The sequence below is a fragment of the Pseudarthrobacter siccitolerans genome, assembly GCF_030823375.1.
Lineage (GTDB): Bacteria > Actinomycetota > Actinomycetes > Actinomycetales > Micrococcaceae > Arthrobacter > Arthrobacter siccitolerans_A.
Map to the genome: position 1 here is coordinate 88,665 of NZ_JAUSXB010000001.1, position 17,085 is coordinate 105,749.

The 17,085-nt window shown below is 65.9% G+C and carries 16 protein-coding genes; 8 read left to right on the plus strand and 8 right to left on the minus strand.

Going from position 1 to position 17,085, the window contains the following annotated elements; genetic code table 11:
- Nucleotides 1–31: 31 nt before the first annotated feature.
- Entirely contained in the window at nucleotides 32–910 is an 879-nt protein-coding gene (gene map, locus QFZ36_RS00400) for a type I methionyl aminopeptidase (protein WP_306632998.1), read from the minus strand.
- A 121-nt stretch (nucleotides 911–1,031) separates the two neighbouring features.
- On the opposite strand from map, the gene QFZ36_RS00405 reads away from it, so the two are divergent.
- Nucleotides 1,032–1,199, plus strand: a complete 168-nt coding sequence (locus tag QFZ36_RS00405; protein ID WP_142035603.1) for an SPOR domain-containing protein — start codon at nucleotides 1,032–1,034, stop codon at nucleotides 1,197–1,199.
- 36 nt (nucleotides 1,200–1,235) lie between these two features.
- Here QFZ36_RS00405 and panB read toward each other — a convergent pair whose 3' ends face one another.
- Complete coding sequence (gene panB / locus QFZ36_RS00410; RefSeq protein WP_306632999.1) at nucleotides 1,236–2,132, minus strand: 3-methyl-2-oxobutanoate hydroxymethyltransferase; 897 nt, start codon at nucleotides 2,130–2,132, stop codon at nucleotides 1,236–1,238.
- A gap of 266 nt (nucleotides 2,133–2,398) precedes the next feature.
- Here panB and glnA (QFZ36_RS00415) point away from each other — a divergent pair, with 266 nt between their 5' ends.
- The 5 genes from glnA (QFZ36_RS00415) (at nucleotide 2,399) to QFZ36_RS00435 (ending at nucleotide 8,732) form a co-directional block, all read left to right on the plus strand.
- Nucleotides 2,399–3,739, plus strand: a complete 1,341-nt coding sequence (gene glnA, locus QFZ36_RS00415; RefSeq protein ID WP_091421917.1) for a type I glutamate--ammonia ligase — start codon at nucleotides 2,399–2,401, stop codon at nucleotides 3,737–3,739.
- 9 nt (nucleotides 3,740–3,748) lie between these two features.
- Nucleotides 3,749–6,760 carry a bifunctional [glutamine synthetase] adenylyltransferase/[glutamine synthetase]-adenylyl-L-tyrosine phosphorylase gene (locus QFZ36_RS00420; protein ID WP_306633003.1) on the plus strand — a complete coding sequence of 1,004 codons (3,012 nt, stop codon included), beginning with the start codon at nucleotides 3,749–3,751 and terminating at the stop codon, nucleotides 6,758–6,760.
- Nucleotides 6,761–6,829: 69 nt separating this feature from the next.
- Nucleotides 6,830–7,270: a VOC family protein gene (locus tag QFZ36_RS00425; RefSeq protein ID WP_306633005.1), complete on the plus strand. Its 441-nt coding sequence runs from the start codon at nucleotides 6,830–6,832 to the stop codon at nucleotides 7,268–7,270.
- A complete protein-coding gene (locus QFZ36_RS00430; RefSeq protein ID WP_373427060.1) occupies nucleotides 7,267–7,809 on the plus strand; it encodes a GNAT family N-acetyltransferase in 543 nt (180 codons plus the stop codon). Before QFZ36_RS00425 ends, QFZ36_RS00430 begins: the two co-directional genes overlap by 4 nt.
- A gap of 272 nt (nucleotides 7,810–8,081) precedes the next feature.
- Nucleotides 8,082–8,732: a hypothetical protein gene (locus tag QFZ36_RS00435; RefSeq protein WP_306633006.1), complete on the plus strand. Its 651-nt coding sequence runs from the start codon at nucleotides 8,082–8,084 to the stop codon at nucleotides 8,730–8,732.
- Nucleotides 8,733–8,894: 162 nt separating this feature from the next.
- Here QFZ36_RS00435 and glnA (QFZ36_RS00440) read toward each other — a convergent pair whose 3' ends face one another.
- Nucleotides 8,895–10,319 carry a type I glutamate--ammonia ligase gene (gene glnA / locus QFZ36_RS00440; protein ID WP_306633007.1) on the minus strand — a complete coding sequence of 475 codons (1,425 nt, stop codon included), beginning with the start codon at nucleotides 10,317–10,319 and terminating at the stop codon, nucleotides 8,895–8,897.
- Between the two features lie 278 nt (nucleotides 10,320–10,597).
- Between glnA (QFZ36_RS00440) and QFZ36_RS00445 the strand changes: the two genes are divergently transcribed.
- Nucleotides 10,598–11,035, plus strand: a complete 438-nt coding sequence (locus QFZ36_RS00445) for an RDD family protein (RefSeq protein WP_306633008.1) — start codon at nucleotides 10,598–10,600, stop codon at nucleotides 11,033–11,035.
- An 11-nt stretch (nucleotides 11,036–11,046) separates the two neighbouring features.
- Here QFZ36_RS00445 and QFZ36_RS00450 read toward each other — a convergent pair whose 3' ends face one another.
- The 4 genes from QFZ36_RS00450 to lipB form a co-directional block, all read right to left on the minus strand.
- Nucleotides 11,047–11,400 (minus strand): DUF3817 domain-containing protein, encoded by a 354-nt coding sequence (locus QFZ36_RS00450; protein ID WP_373427061.1) that lies wholly within the window; start codon nucleotides 11,398–11,400, stop codon nucleotides 11,047–11,049.
- A 172-nt stretch (nucleotides 11,401–11,572) separates the two neighbouring features.
- Nucleotides 11,573–12,325: a DUF4191 domain-containing protein gene (locus QFZ36_RS00455; protein WP_306633010.1), complete on the minus strand. Its 753-nt coding sequence runs from the start codon at nucleotides 12,323–12,325 to the stop codon at nucleotides 11,573–11,575.
- Nucleotides 12,326–12,426: 101 nt separating this feature from the next.
- Nucleotides 12,427–13,434 (minus strand): lipoyl synthase, encoded by a 1,008-nt coding sequence (lipA, locus tag QFZ36_RS00460; RefSeq protein WP_306633012.1) that lies wholly within the window; start codon nucleotides 13,432–13,434, stop codon nucleotides 12,427–12,429.
- Nucleotides 13,431–14,099, minus strand: a complete 669-nt coding sequence (gene lipB, locus QFZ36_RS00465; protein WP_306633014.1) for a lipoyl(octanoyl) transferase LipB — start codon at nucleotides 14,097–14,099, stop codon at nucleotides 13,431–13,433. Before lipB ends, lipA begins: the two co-directional genes overlap by 4 nt.
- Before the next feature lie 164 nt (nucleotides 14,100–14,263).
- Here lipB and QFZ36_RS00470 point away from each other — a divergent pair, with 164 nt between their 5' ends.
- Nucleotides 14,264–16,093, plus strand: coding sequence for a serine/threonine-protein kinase (locus tag QFZ36_RS00470; RefSeq protein ID WP_306633016.1), 1,830 nt, complete (start codon nucleotides 14,264–14,266; stop codon nucleotides 16,091–16,093).
- 30 nt (nucleotides 16,094–16,123) lie between these two features.
- On the opposite strand, the gene QFZ36_RS00475 is transcribed toward QFZ36_RS00470, so the two are convergent.
- Nucleotides 16,124–17,017: a TIGR01777 family oxidoreductase gene (locus QFZ36_RS00475; RefSeq protein WP_306633018.1), complete on the minus strand. Its 894-nt coding sequence runs from the start codon at nucleotides 17,015–17,017 to the stop codon at nucleotides 16,124–16,126.
- Nucleotides 17,018–17,085: the final 68 nt, after the last annotated feature.

Sequence of the window (17,085 nt, forward strand, 5' to 3'; positions counted from 1 at the left end):
GCAAGGGCCGGCCGCCGGGTGGTGCAGCCGGTCAGGGCAGGGTGAGGATTTCTGCGCCTGTATCCGTGACCAGCAGGGTGTGCTCAAACTGCGCGGTGCGCTTGCGGTCCCGGGTCACAACGGTCCAGTCATCGGCCCACATCTCCCACTCCACTGTTCCCAGGGTGAGCATCGGTTCAATGGTGAACACCATGCCGGCCTCAATCACCGTGTTGTAGGCGGGGGCGGCATCGTAGTGCGGGATGATCAGCCCGGTGTGGAACGCTTCGCCAACGCCGTGCCCGGTGAAGTCCCGGACCACGCCGTAGCCGAACCGCTTGGCGTAGGACTGGATGGCGCGCCCGATCACGTTGATTTCGCGGCCGGGCGCAACGGCCTTGATGGCCCGGTTCAGGGATTCCTGCGTCCGTTCCACCAGGAGTCGTGATTCCTCGTCAACATCGCCCACGGTGAAGGTGTAGTTGGTGTCGCCGTGGACGCCGCCGATGTAGGCCGTGATGTCGATATTGATGATGTCGCCGTCCTGGACCACCGTTGTATCCGGGATCCCGTGGCAAATGACCTCGTTCAACGACGAGCACAAGGACTTGGGGAACCCCCGGTACCCCAGCGTGGAGGGGTAGGCGTGGTGGTCAAGGAGGAATTCGTGGCCCACCTTGTCCAGCTGGTCCGTGGTGACGCCGGGCTCGATGTGTTTGCCCACCTCGACGATGGCCTGCGCGGCGATCCTGGCGGCAACGCGGATCTTCTCGATCGTTTCGGCGGATTTGACCTCCGAGCCGGTGAACTTGGCAGGTGCCGGCTTGCCGACATACTCCGGACGGGGGATGGACGCCGGTACTGGACGCTGCGGACCAACGGTTCCCTGGGTGAGGGTGCCGATGGGTGCAGTGGAGGCAAGGGAAGGCATAGATTGATCATATAAGGCACCACAGAAGGCCTAACAACCGGGAGCCGCGTCTGTGCCGCGTAAGAGTTTAAGTTACGCGCGTCACGCCGCAGCTTCCCGGCCGGCGGAACGGGGAACAGCGATGACTGAGTACTGGTACAACATCAAGACCCACGAGGTTGAGGAGGACCGGCTGTCGGACTGGAGCCAGCTGATCGGCCCGTACAAGACCAGGAAAGAGGCTGAGCACGCCCTGGAAAAGGTCCGCGCGCGCAATGAGGCGTGGGAAAAGCAGGACGACGACGACTGACGGCCGGGTGCCGGCTTCTCTCGGCCGGCTGGTTGTTCAGAAAGTGTGCTCCGGGCCCGGGAACTGGCCTGACCGGACATCCTCACCGTAGGCTGCGGCGGCGTCAAGAAGCGTGGTGCGAAGGTCCGCGTACTGTTTGACGAACTTGGCCATCCTGCCGCCGCGCAGGCCCGCCATGTCCTGCCACACGAGGACCTGGCCGGTGGTTTCCTTGCCGGCGCCGATGCCGACGGTGGGAACGCTGACGGCCGCGTCCACCGCGGCCGCTGTCTCCGCGGGGACCATTTCCATCAGCACGCTGAAGGCGCCCGCCTCAGCCAGCGCGACGGCGTCGTCAATCAACCTTTGGGCATCGTCGCCGCGGCCCTGGACGCGGTACCCGCCCAGCGCGTGCTCGCTCTGCGGGGTGAAACCGATGTGGGCCATCACGGGGATTCCGGCCTGAACCATTGCCCGGACAGTGGGAGCGTAGTACTTCCCGCCCTCGATCTTGACCGCGTGCGCCAGGCCCTCCTTCAGGAACCTCACACCCGCGGCCACCGCCTGCTCAGGCGAGACCTCGTAGCTGCCGAACGGCAGGTCGGCCACCACAAGTGCGCGCTTGGCGGAACGTGCCACGGCCCGGCACAGCGGAAGCAGTTCGTCCACGGTGACCGGAAGGCTGGTTTCGTTGCCGTAGACATTGTTGGAGGCCGAGTCTCCCACCAGGAGCACCTCGATGCCGGCGGCGTCGAAGATTTCTGCGGTGTACTGCTCGTAGGCAGTCAGCATCGCGAACTTGGTGCCGTCATCCTTGGCCTGCTGGAGGTGGTGGACGCGGACTTTTGCGGGCTTTCGGCCGGAGCCGGCCGGGGCGCCCTGCCCGGGCCCGTTGCCGTACGGGGCGGGAACGTCGGCGGGCACGCTTGAGTCGGAGCTGTTGCTTGTGGCCATGGCATGAGCGTAGTGCCGTATCCACAGTCCTAGCCAGCGGCGGCGACTTCCTTCCGGGTGATTCGCGTCATATGAACGGGGGCGGGGCGGCACGGACCCGGCGCTGCGGCTGGTGCCCTTCACCGCCCCGGAGTGTTAATGCTGTGTTACACGGCCTGCGGGCTCCAACATCGCCGCCAATTGCTTAGTACAGTGTTGGTGAACTGCTTTCCGGCTTCCTCCTCTACGGACCGGGGCATGGACGTTGACCGACAGAAGAGGCCATCATGGACCGCCAGCAAGAGTTTGTCCTGCGCACAATCGAAGAGCGCGACGTACGTTTCGTGCGCCTGTGGTTCACCGACGTCGTGGGTTCACTCAAGTCCGTGGCCCTGGCGCCCGCCGAAGTTGAGGGCGCCTTCGAGGAAGGCCTGGGCTTCGATGGTTCAGCCATTGAGGGCCTCGCCCGCGTCTTTGAATCCGACATGCTGGCGCAGCCGGACCCGTCGACCTTCCAGATCCTGCCGTGGCGCGGCGAAACCGAGCAGACCTCCCGCATGTTCTGCGACATTCTCACTCCGGACGGGGAGCCCTCGGCCGCAGATCCGCGCAACGTCCTCAAGCGCACCCTCGCCAAAGCTGCGGATATGGGCTTCACCTGCTACACCCACCCGGAGATCGAGTTTTACCTCCTCAAGTCCCAGGAACCGGGCCCGGACGGCGCTCCGGTCCCCGTGGACGAGGGCGGCTATTTTGACCACGTGCCCGGCGGCGTAGCGCAGGATTTCCGCCGGACCGCTGTGACCATGCTGGAATCGGTGGGAATCTCGGTGGAGTTCAGCCACCACGAGGCCGGGCCCGGCCAGAACGAGATTGACCTCCGGTACGCCGATGCGCTGCAGACAGCGGACAACATCATGACGTTCCGTACCGTCATCAAGGAAGTGGCGCTCCAGCAGGGGACTTACGCCACGTTCATGCCCAAGCCGTTCACCGCACACCCCGGCTCCGGCATGCACACCCACTTCTCCCTCTTTGAAGGGGACACCAACGCCTTCTACGAAGCCGGCGCCGAGTTCCAGCTGTCCAAGACTGCCCGCCAGTTCATTGCCGGCATCCTCAAGCACGCGCCCGAGTTCACGGCCGTCACCAACCAGTTCGTGAACTCCTACAAGCGACTCTGGGGCGGCGGCGAGGCTCCGAGCTACCTGAGCTGGGGGCACAACAACCGCTCCGCGCTGGTCCGCGTCCCGCTGTACAAGCCGGGCAAGGGCCAGTCCGCCCGGATTGAGTACCGCGGCATCGATTCGGCCGCCAACCCGTACCTCGCCTACGCTGTCCTGCTGGGCGCCGGGCTCAAGGGCATCGAAGAGGGCTATGACCTGCCTGCGGCGGCCGAGGACGACGTCTGGTCGCTGAGTTCGGCCGAGCGCCGTGCCATGGGCCACGATCCCCTCCCCGCGAGCCTGCATGACGCCATCCGCTCCATGGAGGATTCCGAACTGATGCCGCAGATCCTGGGCGAGCAGGTCTTCGAACACTTCCTGCGCAACAAGCGCGCCGAGTGGCAGGACTACCGCCTTCAGGTAACGCCCTACGAGCTGCAGCGCAACCTGGGCATTCTCTAGGGAGTGGTGGTGAGCCTCGCACGGCGCCTGATTTCCGCCGGTTTCAGCGATCTCGAAAAGGGCGCGCGGTTCCTGGCTGCCCGCGAGCTCGAGGGACTGGACGAAGACAGGCTCTTTGCAGGGCTCCAAATGGCGGCCAGCCCGGACACTGCCCTGCAGTCCCTGGTCCGCCTGATCGAAAAGCATCCGGCCCTGCGGGAGCTGGCGGACGCCGACCCCGAGACCAGCGAACCGCTCTACCGTGTCCTGGGAGCATCGGAGGCGCTGGGGGAGTTCCTCATCCGCCACCCCGAACACCTGTCCGCCTTTGAGGTGCGGCCCAGCCCGGAGCCAATGCCGGCAGATCCGCGGGAGCTGCGCGCTTCACTGCTGCAGTCCGTCGGCGCCGATCCGCGCGCCGCCCGGCCCGTCGCCGCAGCCACAGGGACGGACGCCTACGCAGCCCTGCGCACGGCTTACCGCAGGGGAATCGTGGACCTGGCGGTCAAGGACCTGTGCGCTGCGGACCCCCTGGACTTTATGCCGGCCGTGGGCGGGGAGCTCGCCGACCTGGCGGGCGCCGCCATCGAGGCTGCCCTCGCCGTCTCGCGCGCCGAGGCAGCCAGCCAGTTCGGCGCCGGGGACGTGGCCGACGTCGGCCTGGCCGTTATTGGCATGGGCAAATGCGGAGCCCGCGAGCTGAACTACATTTCCGACGTCGATGTCATCTATGTGGTGGACCCTGGCGGCCTGGACGACGCGCGGGCCGCCACCATCGGCACCGCGCTGGCCAGCGGAATCTCCCGGGCCATCTCATCGGTAGCCCGGGAACCCGGGCTCTGGGAGGTGGACGCGAACCTCCGGCCTGAGGGCAAGTCCGGGCCGCTGGTCCGCACCCTCGCCTCCCACCAGACGTACTACGCGCGCTGGGCCCAGAGCTGGGAGTTCCAGGCGCTGCTGAAGGCCCGTACCATCGCCGGTGACGCAGCCCTCGGCAGGCTGTACGAGGAAGCCATCACTCCGCTGATCTGGAGCTCGGCCAGCCGTGACGGGTTTGTTGAATCCGTCCAGGCCATGCGCCGGCGCGTCACCGAACACATTCCGCCCGCGGAGGAGCAGCGGCAGATCAAGCTGGGCCGCGGGGGACTGCGCGACGTCGAATTCACCGTCCAGCTGCTGCAGCTGGTGCACGGAAAATCCGACGAATCGCTCCGCCGGCGCGACACCACGTCGGCGATAGCCGCCTTGTCCGCCGGCGGCTACATCGGGCGGGCCGATGCGGCGGCTTTCGACAACGCCTACCGGTACCTGCGGCTCCTGGAGCACCGCATCCAGCTCTTCCAGCTGCGCAGGACCCACCTCATGCCCGTGGGTGAACCAGCGCTGCGGGCGCTGGCCAAGGGAGTGCTGGGCCCGTTTTCGAATGAACGCCCGCACGCGGACGCCCTGCTGGCCGCATGGCAGAAGACCAAGCGCTCAGTGCGTGAGCTGCATGAACGGATCTTTTACCGGCCCCTGCTCAACACGGCAGCCAAGCTCAGCACGGAGGACGCCAAGCTGACGCCCGAAGCCGCCCAGGGCCGGCTCGCCGCCCTCGGCTACCGGGATCCGCAAGGGGCCATGCGCCACATCGAGGCCCTCACCGCCGGTGTCAGCCGCAGGGCCGCGCTGCAGCGTCAGCTGCTGCCCATCCTGCTGGACTGGCTGGCCGATGGGGTGGATCCCGACGCCGGACTCCTTGCCTTCCGCCGCGTCAGCGAAGCCCTCGGTACCACGCACTGGTACCTGGGCATGCTCCGGGACTCCAAAGCGGCGGCAGAACGCTTATGCCACGTGCTCTCCAACTCGCGGCTGATCGCGGACCTGCTGGAAGTCTCCCCGGAATCCGTGGCGTGGCTCGGCCATGACAAGGACCTGGTGCCGGCCAGCTTCGAGGGTCAGTGGCAGGAGATCACCTCCAAGATGTCCCGCCACGCGGATCCCGAAAGCGCCATGCGGCTGATCCGGCTGATCCGGCGGCGCGAGACCCTGCGGATCGCCATCGCCGACTCCGCGGGACTGCTGGACCAGGACAAGGTGGGGGCGGCATTGGCGGACACCGACCGGGCAGCCGTCCTGGGTGCGCTGCGCGTGGCCGAAGGAATCGTGTCGGCCAACGGCCCGTTGAAGACCGCTGTCCTGGTGGTTGCCATGGGCCGGCAGGGCGGCCGCGAAATCGGCTACGGATCCGACGCCGACGTAATCTACGTCCACCGCTCGCTCCCGGGATTCTCCGAGGGTGAAGCGCAGGAGCAGGCGTCGCGCATTGTTGCCAAGGTCTCCAGCCTCCTCACCCAGCCGCTGAAGCCGGCCATCATGGCCGAACGGGTCCTGCAGGTGGATGCGGACCTGCGGCCCGAGGGTAAAAACGGGGCGATGGTGCGCTCCCTGGATTCCTACGCCGAGTACTACCGGCGCTGGTCGCTCGCCTGGGAGGCGCAGGCACTGCTGCGGGCCCGGCCCGTCGCCGGGGACGACACCCTGGCTGCGGACTTCGTGGAACTCATCGACCCCATCCGCTACCCGGAATCTGTGTCCGAGCAGGATGTGCGCGAAATCAGGCGGATCAAAGCCCGGGTGGAGTCCGAACGCCTGCCCCGTGGCGCGGATCCTGCCCGGCACCTCAAGCTGGGCCGCGGCGGCCTCAGCGATGTCGAGTGGCTGGTCCAGCTGCTGCAGCTCCAGCACGCGGGCAAACACCCGGAGCTGCGGACCACCTCCACAATCGGGGCGCTCGAGGCCGCGACCCAACTGGGCCTGCTCGTGCGGGACGACGCGGACCTCCTTGCTGCGGCCTGGCGGCTGGCCAGCCGGATCAGGTCTGCCAACGTCATCTGGAGCGGCAAGGCCTCAGACCTGCTCCCGTCCTCGCGGCGCGACCTGGAGGCCGTGGCACGCTGGTGCGGCTATGAACCGGGCCAGGCCGCGGCACTGGAAGAGGACTACCTGCGGGTCAGCCGCCGGGCCCGCGCGGTCTTTGAACGGATTTTCTACGGCCAGTAGCCGGTCGCATGTCCCGGCAGGGCCGGGGGAGTGGTGCCATCAGTCAGTGCCCGGTGCTAGGTTGGGCCGATGGCTACCCAACTCTTCCTTAACCTGCCCGTCCAGGACCTGAAACGCTCGGTCGACTTCTTTGCCGCCCTGGGCTTCACCTTCAACCCTGACTTCACGGACGAGAATGCCACATGCATGGTCGTTAACGAGAACGCCTATGTGATGCTCCTGGTGGAGGCGTTCTTCAAAACGTTCACCGCCAAGGAAATCGCCGGCACCAAAGGTACGACGGAGGCGATCATCGCCTACTCCGTGGACAGCAGGGAAGCCGTGGACGAGGCAGTACGGACTGCGCTGGCAAACGGCGGCTCCGCGTCCCAGGACCCCCAGGACTACGGCTTTATGTACAACCACAGCTTCCAGGACCCGGACGGACACCTGTGGGAGGTCCTCTGGATGGACCCGGCAGGTCCGCCGGCCGAATCCGCGGACGAAGGTTCCACCGGCCCGCAGTCCTGAACGGCCAGGGCCTGGGTGTCTGGCTCATCCCACTCAAGGACCTTGACGACGATGCCCGCGCCATCCAGCTGGAGGCAGTGGCCGGACTTGAACTTGGGCCGGGGCAGGACAAGTTTGTTGGCGATCCGCTGCGGATGGTCCTGGCCGGGCTGGCTGAGGAGTCGCGCCGTCCCTACGTGATTGAATCCAATGGCCAGGCCCTGGGGGTACTCACGCTGCAGGCGGGGGCGGCCCGGCTTGCCGGATGGCCGGACGACGACTCGGCCTGGCTGCTGCGCGGTTTCCTCATCGACAGGCGCCAGCAGGGCAAAGGCTATGGTCCGCTCGCTGCTGCCGCCGCCGTGGCGGCCGCGGAAAAGCTGAGCCGCCGGCACGGGACCGGGGAGGCCGGCGTCGTCCTCTCCGTCAATGAAGCCAATCCCGGAGGCCTGGCCGCCTACCGTCGCGCCGGGTTCGAAGACCGGGGACAATACGTGGGCGGGGCGGCAGGCCCCCAGCGGACGATGTTCCGGGGGTTTGCTGCGGGTGACCCGCCGTAACCATATGGCGCGGCGTTGCACTCGGTCGCGGATTGGCAGATCATGTGGATTGGCGGTGTTCTTCAAACCTTGTTGGGGGGAAGGCTACTTTAGTCTTCGTCTCGAGGAACATCCGCCAGGGGGTCCGGCTCCCGGTCTCAGCACGTCTGGAGCCGGATTCCCACCTTCCGCAGCGGATTGACGGGGGCCAATAACTCCCGGCCATCCAGGCACTTCCGCACTCCGCTTCCGGCCCTTATGCTGAGGACTACAAATCGTCCTTTGGGGTAACTATGAAGCGGATCAGGATCGCCCTTCCGGCCCTTGCGCTGGTGCTCGCAGCATGTTCAGCGCCGGCACCCGTGCAAGACGCCCCGACGGCCGGAGCGGCGGGCACAAAGTCCGATTCACCGCCGGGCACGGCAACACCGGCTGCCGTGCCCGGAGGTCGGTACAAGCTCACAACAGCGTCGGGTGCCGATATTGCTTTCACGCTGCCGACACCCGCGACGGACCCTGCTGTGGCGGCAATCGAGGCCTACAGGGTCAAAGTCGGTGCGGAGCCCGTTTCATATCTCGTGGCGGACGTGGACAACCGCAAAGGTACGCTACCCGTCAATATGTACATGGTGAGCGCCTTCAGTGAAGACGGGCGCCAGTTCACGTTTTCCAGTGTTGCCGATGCCATCCACGGCTGGGCGCCCACGTACAGCTACGACTACAAGTGGTCCATGGATGGCCGGACCTTGGATGCGGCTGAAGGCGAGGGGCTGAAGGGTGAAGCGGATGCGCTGTACAACGCGGACACAAGCAACGCGGACGTAGCGGAGCGCACCACTATTATCCTCGCTTCTTCCGAGGCCGGACTGCCAACTGCGTTCGCCAAGGTCGCCGTGCAGCCATCAACTCTGGGCAATGAAGAACTGGCAGAGCCGGCGGGTTGACGCCGCGCAACCCAGGGCCGCTCTTAATCATGCGTTGAATTGGGCAGCCGCTTTATGCAGCAGAAAGGCCGGCCTCAAAGGGTTAACTTTTGAGGCCGGCCTTTCCGTATGAAGATTTGCGGACTGCCCGCGGATCATGCCCGCTTTCGCCGCATGATCCGACTAGACGCCGTAGTAGAGCTCGAACTCGTAGGGGTTCGGGCGCAGCGACAGCGGGCGGATCTCGTTCTCGTACTTGTACTCGATCCAGGTGTCGATCAGGTCCTGGGTGAAGACGCCGCCGGCCTGCAGGAACTCGTTGTCCTCGGCCAGGGCCTCCAGGGCTTCCTCAAGCGTGCCCGGAGCCTTGGGGATGTCCTTGGCTTCTTCTGCGGGGAGCTCGTAGAGGTCCTTGTCGATCGGTGCCGGCGGTTCGATGCGGTTGCGGATGCCGTCGATGCCGGCCATCAGCTGGGCAGCGAAGGCCAGGTACGGGTTGGAGGAGGGGTCCGGTGCGCGGAACTCGATGCGCTTGGCCTTGGGGTTGGTGCCCGTGATGGGGATACGGATACCGGCGGAGCGGTTGCCCTGCGAGTAGACCATGTTAACCGGGGCTTCGAAGCCCTTGACCAGGCGGCGGTAGGAGTTCACCGTCGGGTTGGTGAAGGCGAGGACGGCGTCGGCGTGCTTGAGCAGGCCACCGATGTACCAGCGGGCGGTGTCGGACAGGCCGGCGTAGCCCTTCTCGTCGTAGAACAGCGGGTCGCCGTTGCTCCACAGCGACTGGTGGCAGTGCATGCCCGAGCCGTTGTCGCCAAAGACCGGCTTCGGCATGAAGGTGACGGACTTGCCCCAGGCATCTGCGGTGTTCTTGATGACGTACTTGAACTTCTGCAGGTCATCGGCAGCGTGCGTCAGGGTGGTGAACTTGTAGTTGATCTCGGCCTGGCCGGCGGATCCAACTTCGTGGTGGCTGCGCTCGACCTCGAGGCCGGCTTCGTCCAGGGCAACACACATGGCGTCGCGCAGGTCAGCCTGCTTGTCAGTGGGGGAAACCGGGAAGTAACCGCCCTTGACGGGGGTCTTGTAGCCGAGGTTTCCGCCCTCTTCCTCGCGGCCGGTGTTCCAGTGCGCTTCCTCGGAATCGATCTTGTAGAAGCTGCCCTGCGGTGAGGACTGGTACTGGACGTTGTCGAACACGAAGAACTCTGCTTCGGGAGCGAAGAATGCGGTGTCTGCGATGCCGGTGGAGGCAAGGTACGCTTCGGCCTTCTCAGCCACGCCACGGGGGTCGCGGTGGTACGGGTCGCCCGTGCGGGGGTTGACGATGGAGAAGTTCAGCGCAAGGGTCTTTTCCATGCGGAAGGTGTCCAGGAACGCGGTGGTGACGTCCGGGATCAGCTGCATGTCGGACTCGGCGATGCCTTGGAAGCCGCGGATGGAGGATCCGTCGAAGAGCTGGCCGTTGATGAAGAAGTCAGCGTCAACGCTCTTTGCCGGCACGTTGAAGTGCTGCTGGACACCCGGGAGATCGGTGAAGCGGATATCGACGAACTTAATATCTTCGTCCTTGATGAACTTGAGGACTTCGTCCGCAGTCTTGAACATCTATGCTCCTAACGCATATGTAAATATCTGGCGTGACAGCCATCTGATCCAACGCAATCCAAAGGCAGGGAGACCAATGGGTTTCCCTGCTGATGTGCACCCTGCCGGGGGATTCGCTTGAAACTGCTAACAGCCTATGGATGGGGCATTTCCCGTCCGTGTCCGCATTGTTTCGGGCAGGTTACAGAATGCCCTGTTATGGCAACGCTATCTGCCGTCCACACTGTGGTCTAACCGCTTCCACACTGTGGGCGGGTGAACCCGGCTAAACTTGGACGGTGGTAGATCGCAAAGACCTCGGTTCCTGGCTCACCGGCCCCGACACCTCCGGCATTTCCAAATATCCGGGTGAGCGCCTTGGACTGCCCGAGGCCGGGCCCGGTTCCATCGCCCGGGCAGGCCGCCGGATCCTTGCCATCATGATCGACTGGGGCATCGCGCTGCTGATCAGCAACTTCGCGTTCGGCGGCGACGCCTGGGCAACGCTGGCGGTCTTCGCCGTCGAGCAGATCCTCCTGGTGGGCACGCTCGGCTACAGCATCGGCCACCGTGTCACGGGCATTCATGTGGTGCGGGCCGGGGGCGGAGCGCCGGGACCGCTGGCGGCCCTCGTGAGGTCGCTGTTGCTCTGCCTGGTGGTCCCCGCCGTCATTTTCGACCCGGACCATCGAGGCCTCCACGACAAGGCGATGGATACGCTGCTGCTGCGCCGGTAGGAACCCGTGCTTCAGACCCGGCTGGTTTCCTGGGCAGCTGCGGCCTCGGATGCGGCGGCGGGAAGGTGTCCCCGCTTGCCGGCCCAGCGCTCGAACCAGAGCGTGGCAAAGGGGAAGACGGCGGAAATTCCGGCGAAGACCGCCACCACGAAGGGCCAGCGCTGGAGCCGCCAGAGCGCCAGCACTGTGATTCCGTAGCCAACGAACAAAGCTCCGTGGACGGGCCCGGCCACCTGGACGCCAATTTCCGTGGTGCCCGCAATCCACTTGAAATACATGCCGGCCAGGAGCGCCGCCCAGCTGAAGGCTTCAGCGACGGCGAGAATCCGGAAGGCCCGGAGCACCAGGGCTTTAACGGCGCCCACGGGCTGGACGGGGGTTGGATTGTCCTCGCCCGTCCGGTCCCCGTTGACTTGATGAACGTCCGTCTGGTCCTGCGTCAGGTTGTTGTGGTTCACGCTGTCCTGTCCTCCTGGCGGTGTTGGTGCACTAAAAAGCCCCGGTACCGGCAGGTAGCCGGATACCGGGGCGCTTGGCCTAGCGTCCGCGGTTGGGGCGGGCTTTGTAGGGGTCGATGCCTTTGGGAATGGGGAGCCGGTTGCCCAGCGAAGCGATCCGCTTGGACACGGCATTGACCTCGAGCTTGGTCAGTTCGTTCTTCAGCTTGCCCATCTTCTTGGCCACCTGGCTGATGGGCACCTGGCCCTCGCCGCGCCCGCTTTCAATCACGTGGACGGTGACGTTGGGCAGGATACGTGCGAGCCGCTTGCGTTCTGCGTCCAGCAGCGGCTTGACGCGGTGGCTGGGTCCTTCGCTGACAAGCACGATGCCGGGACGGCCGATGGCGCGGAATACGGCGTCCTGCGTGCGGGGGTTGACGGCAACGGGCTGTTCCTCGGTGACCCAGCCCCGGCGGAGCGTCCCCAAGGCAGCGCCGGAGGCGCCCGGCTGGTTTTCGATCTGGGCGAAGGCGGCGCGCTCGGCACGGCGCGACAGGATCAGCGTGGCACCCAGCAGGCCCAGCGGGATGCCGATGATCAGGCCAGTGATCCAGTTCTCCAGCCAGAATCCCACCAGGAAGCTGACAGCCACGACACCGAGGAAGACCAGCAGCATCAGCCATGGGACCATGGGGTCATGACGGCGGGTCATGTTAAAGACTTCGCCGATCTGCTTGAGCCGGTTGGGCTTCTTGACCTTCGCTTCTTTCGGCTTGCGGGAGAAGATGCCACGCTTCGGCTCGCCGGAGGCAGCCGGAGTGGAGTTGCTGGAATCAGGGGATTTCGCCATAGTGCCTCAATTCTACGTGACCAAAGCCGAAGGGCCGGCACCGGAGTTCTCCGGTACCGGCCCTTCGGGGGACAGCCTTTTTGGCGTCAGGGGTGTTTGCGTCAGGAATGAGCGGCGAGCAGTGAGCTGGCTTCCTGGCGGGTGCTGCCGGAGGACTCGATGTGGGCGAGTTCGGCGGGGATCTCCCAGCCTTTCTTCCGCATGGCGGTGGCCCAGAGCCGGCCGGCGCGGTAGGAGGAACGGACCAGCGGGCCGGACATCACCCCGAGGAAGCCGATCTCGTCCGCTTCCTGCTGCAGGTCCACGAATTCCTGCGGCTTGACCCACCGGTCCACCGGCAGGTGCCGTTCACTCGGGCGCAGGTACTGGGTGATGGTGATCAGGTCGCACCCGGCCTCGTGCAGGTCTTTGAGCGCCTCGGAGATCTCTTCGCGGGTTTCGCCCATGCCCAGGATCAGGTTGGACTTGGTCACCATGCCCAGGTTCCGGCCCTGCGTGATTACATCAAGGGACCGTTCGTAGCGGAACGCCGGCCGGATCCGCTTGAAAATCCTCGGCACCGTCTCCACGTTGTGGGCGAACACCTCGGGCTTGGAATCGCAGATCGCGGCGATGTGTTCGGGTTTGCCGGAGAAGTCCGGGATCAGCAGCTCCACCCCGGTGCCGGGGTTCAGTTCGTGGATCTTGCGGACCGTCTCTGCGTACAGCCACACACCCTCGTCCTCGAGGTCGTCCCTGGCCACGCCGGTGACGGTGGCGTAGCGCAGCTGCATGGCCTGCACGGACCTGGCCACCTTGGTGGGTTCGAACCGGTCCACCGGGGAGGGTTTGCCGGTATCGATCTGGCAGAAATCACAGCGCCGGGTGCATTCGGACCCGCCGATCAGGAAGGTGGCTTCCTTGTCCTCCCAGCATTCAAAGATGTTGGGGCAGCCGGCCTCCTCACACACGGTGTGCAGGCCTTCCTTCTTCACCAGGTTCTTCAACCCGACGAATTCGGGGCCCATCTGGACCTTGGCCTTGATCCAGTCCGGCTTGCGCTCCACCGGGACAGCCGAGTTGCGCTGTTCAACGCGCAAAAGCTTCCGGCCTTCAGGTGCCAATGTCACAGTAGAGCTCCTTCGGGGGTAGCGACCAGGGCGTCTTCATTCTTGCGCAGTTCTTCGGTGATCCGGGAAACGAGGTCCGCCGGGGCAACGTCATAACCGGTTTCCTGGGCGATGGTGGTCACGCCGGCATCTGTGATGCCGCAGGCGATGATCTGGGAATAAGGGGAGAGATCGTTGTTGCAGTTGATGGCAAAGCCGTGCATGGTGACACCCTCGTGCACCCGGATGCCGATGGCAGCGATCTTCCTGTCCGGGCCTTTTTCGTCCGCCGTGAGCCATACTCCGGCACGGCCTTTGATCCGGACGGCCTGGATGCCGTAGTCGGCGAGGACGGTGATGATCACGGATTCGAGGCGTTCCACATAGTCCCGGATGCCCGCGCGGTTCTTCAGCTTGATGATGGGGTACCCCACCAGCTGGCCCGGGCCGTGCCAGGTGAGCTTGCCGCCGCGGTCCACTGGGACCACGGGAGTGCCGTCGAAAGGCCGTTCGTGGTCCTCGGTCCGTTTACCGGCCGTGTAGACAGGGGCGTGTTCCAGGAGAAGGACAGTGCTTGGCGCCTTGTCGGCGACGACGTTGTCATGGAGTTCGCTCTGAATGGCCCAACCGCGGGTGTAGTCCACAAAGTCCGGAGCAAGACCCAGCTGTGAAAACTCAAGAGTCATGGCATCCAGCTTAGACCTTGGGCGGCTGCACACCCGGTTTAGTGCTGAAGCTCACCCCGGGCTGTGAGCCAGCCCCTTGAGCCGCGGAAACTCCTGGGGCGGGCCGGGACCAGTGCCTGTGGATAACTTCTGCACGCTGTTGCGGATTCGGCTAGACATAGGTCATGGAAGAATTGCAGCGCCCAAGGGTCCCCGGCTACGCCGTGGGGCGGTTGCTCGGCCAGGGGGGCAGCTCCTCGGTCTGGCTGGTCAAGGAGGAACGGACCGGCCGGGAGTTTGCCCTGAAGTGCTTCCGCCGGGCCGCGCGGAGGGCAGCACGCGGGGAAGCAATGACGGAAGAGGGCATCCGCCGCGAGATCCGCATCTTGTCCGTCCTGGACCATCCCCACCTCATCAAGGCCCAAAGCGCCGTGACCCTGGAAGACGGGGCTGACGGTAACACCGCCCTGCTCATGGACTACGCGCCCGCCGGTTCGCTCGGTGACCTGGTGGCGGCCAGGGGCAGGCTCAGCGTCGGTGAGACAGTGACAGTATTGACTCCCGTCGCCCAGGTGCTCGGATACCTGCACAGCAAGGGGTTCACACATGCTGATGTCTCGCCGGGCAACGTCCTGTTTACCTTTCAGGGGAAGCCGATGCTGTCCGACGTCGGCATCGCTCGGATGCTTGGCGATCCTGCTTCCGCCCCGGGGCGGGGCACACCCGGTTTTATGGACCCGGCGCCGGTGGACGCCGTCCGGGCTGGCCTTCAACCCGAATGCGACGTCTATTCAGCGGCCGCCCTGGGCTGGTTCTGCCTCACCGGGACACCGCCGGAACGATCGGCGGACCGTCCGCCGCTGACCCTCCTGATTCCCGAGGTCCCCCGGGAGCTCGCCGCTGCCTTGGAGTCCGGGCTCAACGAAGACCGGCGGCTCCGGCCGACGGCAGCAGCCCTGGGGACGGCCGTATACCGGAGCGCATCACCGTTGCCCCTTGACCTCGCGCCCGCGGTCCACCACACGGTCCTCCCTGAGCTGGTGACGCGCCTGCACGCGGCCGCACCGCCCAGCGGGCTCCGCGAAAGGCTCGATGGCCTGCACAGGCGCCTGACGACGTCGAAATGGTCCGGCTTGTTCGCCGGCCCGCTGACGGAGCGATTCCCGACGTCGAACCGCGGCTTGCCCGCAGCGGACGGCGCTGCGGCGGACGACGATTCGATGGACCAGGCCAAGGGGGAGCGGGCATCGGCGAATCAGGCCCCGCCGGAACGAGCTATGGGGGAACAGGCCAAGGAGGACGACGCCATGGCGGACCGGCCCACGGAAGACAGGCCCATGGCGGACCGGGCCATGGGGGACCGGGCCGCGGGGGACCAGCGGAAGGGCCGGCACAGCCAGCGGGAACGCGGCGGGCCGGTGCGGCGTCGGGCTTCTGCCGCCGCGGCCATCGCCATAGCCGCCGCTGCAGCCGCCTGCTGGCTCTCCGGAGCGGTAGTTACAGCGGCAGGACCCGGTTTCCCGCCCGCCAGCCAAAGTCCCGGAACCGGAGCTGCCGGCGCGGAACCGCATCCTGTAGAGGAACGACAGCAACCAGATCCGGCCGATGCCGCACGGCAGCAGGCAGGATCACCTGATCCCGGCGTGGCCCTCCAGGGCCTGTCAACACTGAGGTCACTGGCTTTCAGTTCAGGGCGGCTGGAACTGCTGGAAGAGGTGAACCATCCCGGGTCCGGTGCGGCGGCCGCAGACCAGCAAATCCGTGAGCGCTTGAAGTTATCGGGTCACACCCTGGCCGGATTTTCCAGCACCCTGTCGCACCTGGCAGCGGAGGAGGGTGGAACAGCAGCCCGCACCGTGGTTGCGGTGACGTCCTCCTCATCCGCCTACGAGGAGAAGGACGCCCGGGGTGCTGTGGTTGCAACGGGCAACGCCGGCGCGGAACAGCGGCTCCGGGTGGTCCTCGTGTCAGTTGACGGCAAGTGGCTGGTCAGCGAAATCCTTCCCGGCGCTTGACCTGTCCGGTGGCCCCGGACCGGGTGCCCCCTACTCCTTGCCAACCACCCACTGCACGGCTTGCTCCAGTGTTGGATGCTGCCAGGTGAATCCCGCAGACGACAGCCGGTCGGGTTCCATCCGCTGGCTGGCGAGCAGCAACTCGTCGGCCAGGTTACGCATGGCAAGCCGCAGCACCGGGGCCGGGACCCGCAGGGCGGCGGGCCGGTGCAGGGCACGGGCCAAGGCGGCCACAAGGGTGTTGACGTCGGCCTCCTCCGGCGCACAAAGGTTGACCGGCCCGCTCAGATCTGACTGCAGCAGGAACAGGAAGGCCGCCGAAACATCCGGCAGGGTGACCCAGGGCCAAAATTGACGGCCGTTCCCCAAAGGCCCGCCCACACCCAGCCGTATCAGGGGGAGCAGCCTGCCCAGGGCCCCGCCGGAACGGCTGAGGACCACGGCTGTCCGCGGATTCACCACCCGCACGCCCGGGGGAGCGGTGGCGGAAGCCGCCTCCCACTCACCACAAATCCGCGCCAGCGTTCCGGTTCCTTGCGGCGCATTTTCCCGAAGCACTGTGTTTCCGGCATCGCCGTAGTAGTTGGCGCCGGATTGGCTGACAAATACTTGTGGCGGGGAATCCAGCTGGCCCATTGCCTGGGTGAGGGTCCGTGTGGCGTCGAGGCGCGACTTGAGAAGCTCCTCAACCCGCCCGCGCGTCCATGGCCTGTCCCCGATGCCGGCGCCGGAAAGATTAACAACGGCGTCGGCTCCGGCCAATGCCCTCGGGTCCAGTTCCCCGGCGGCGGGGTTCCAGCGGACTTCCGCCGCTGAGGAGGGCTCGCGCCTGACGAGGGAAACGACCTGATGTCCGGCATCGCGGAAAGTTGCGGACATGTGGGTTCCGATCAGCCCGGAGGCCCCGGCGATGACTATGCGCATGGGGTCCATCACACCACGGCTGCCGCGGCGCAGGAACCTCCGGCAGGGCCGCCCGGGGGTTGACTATG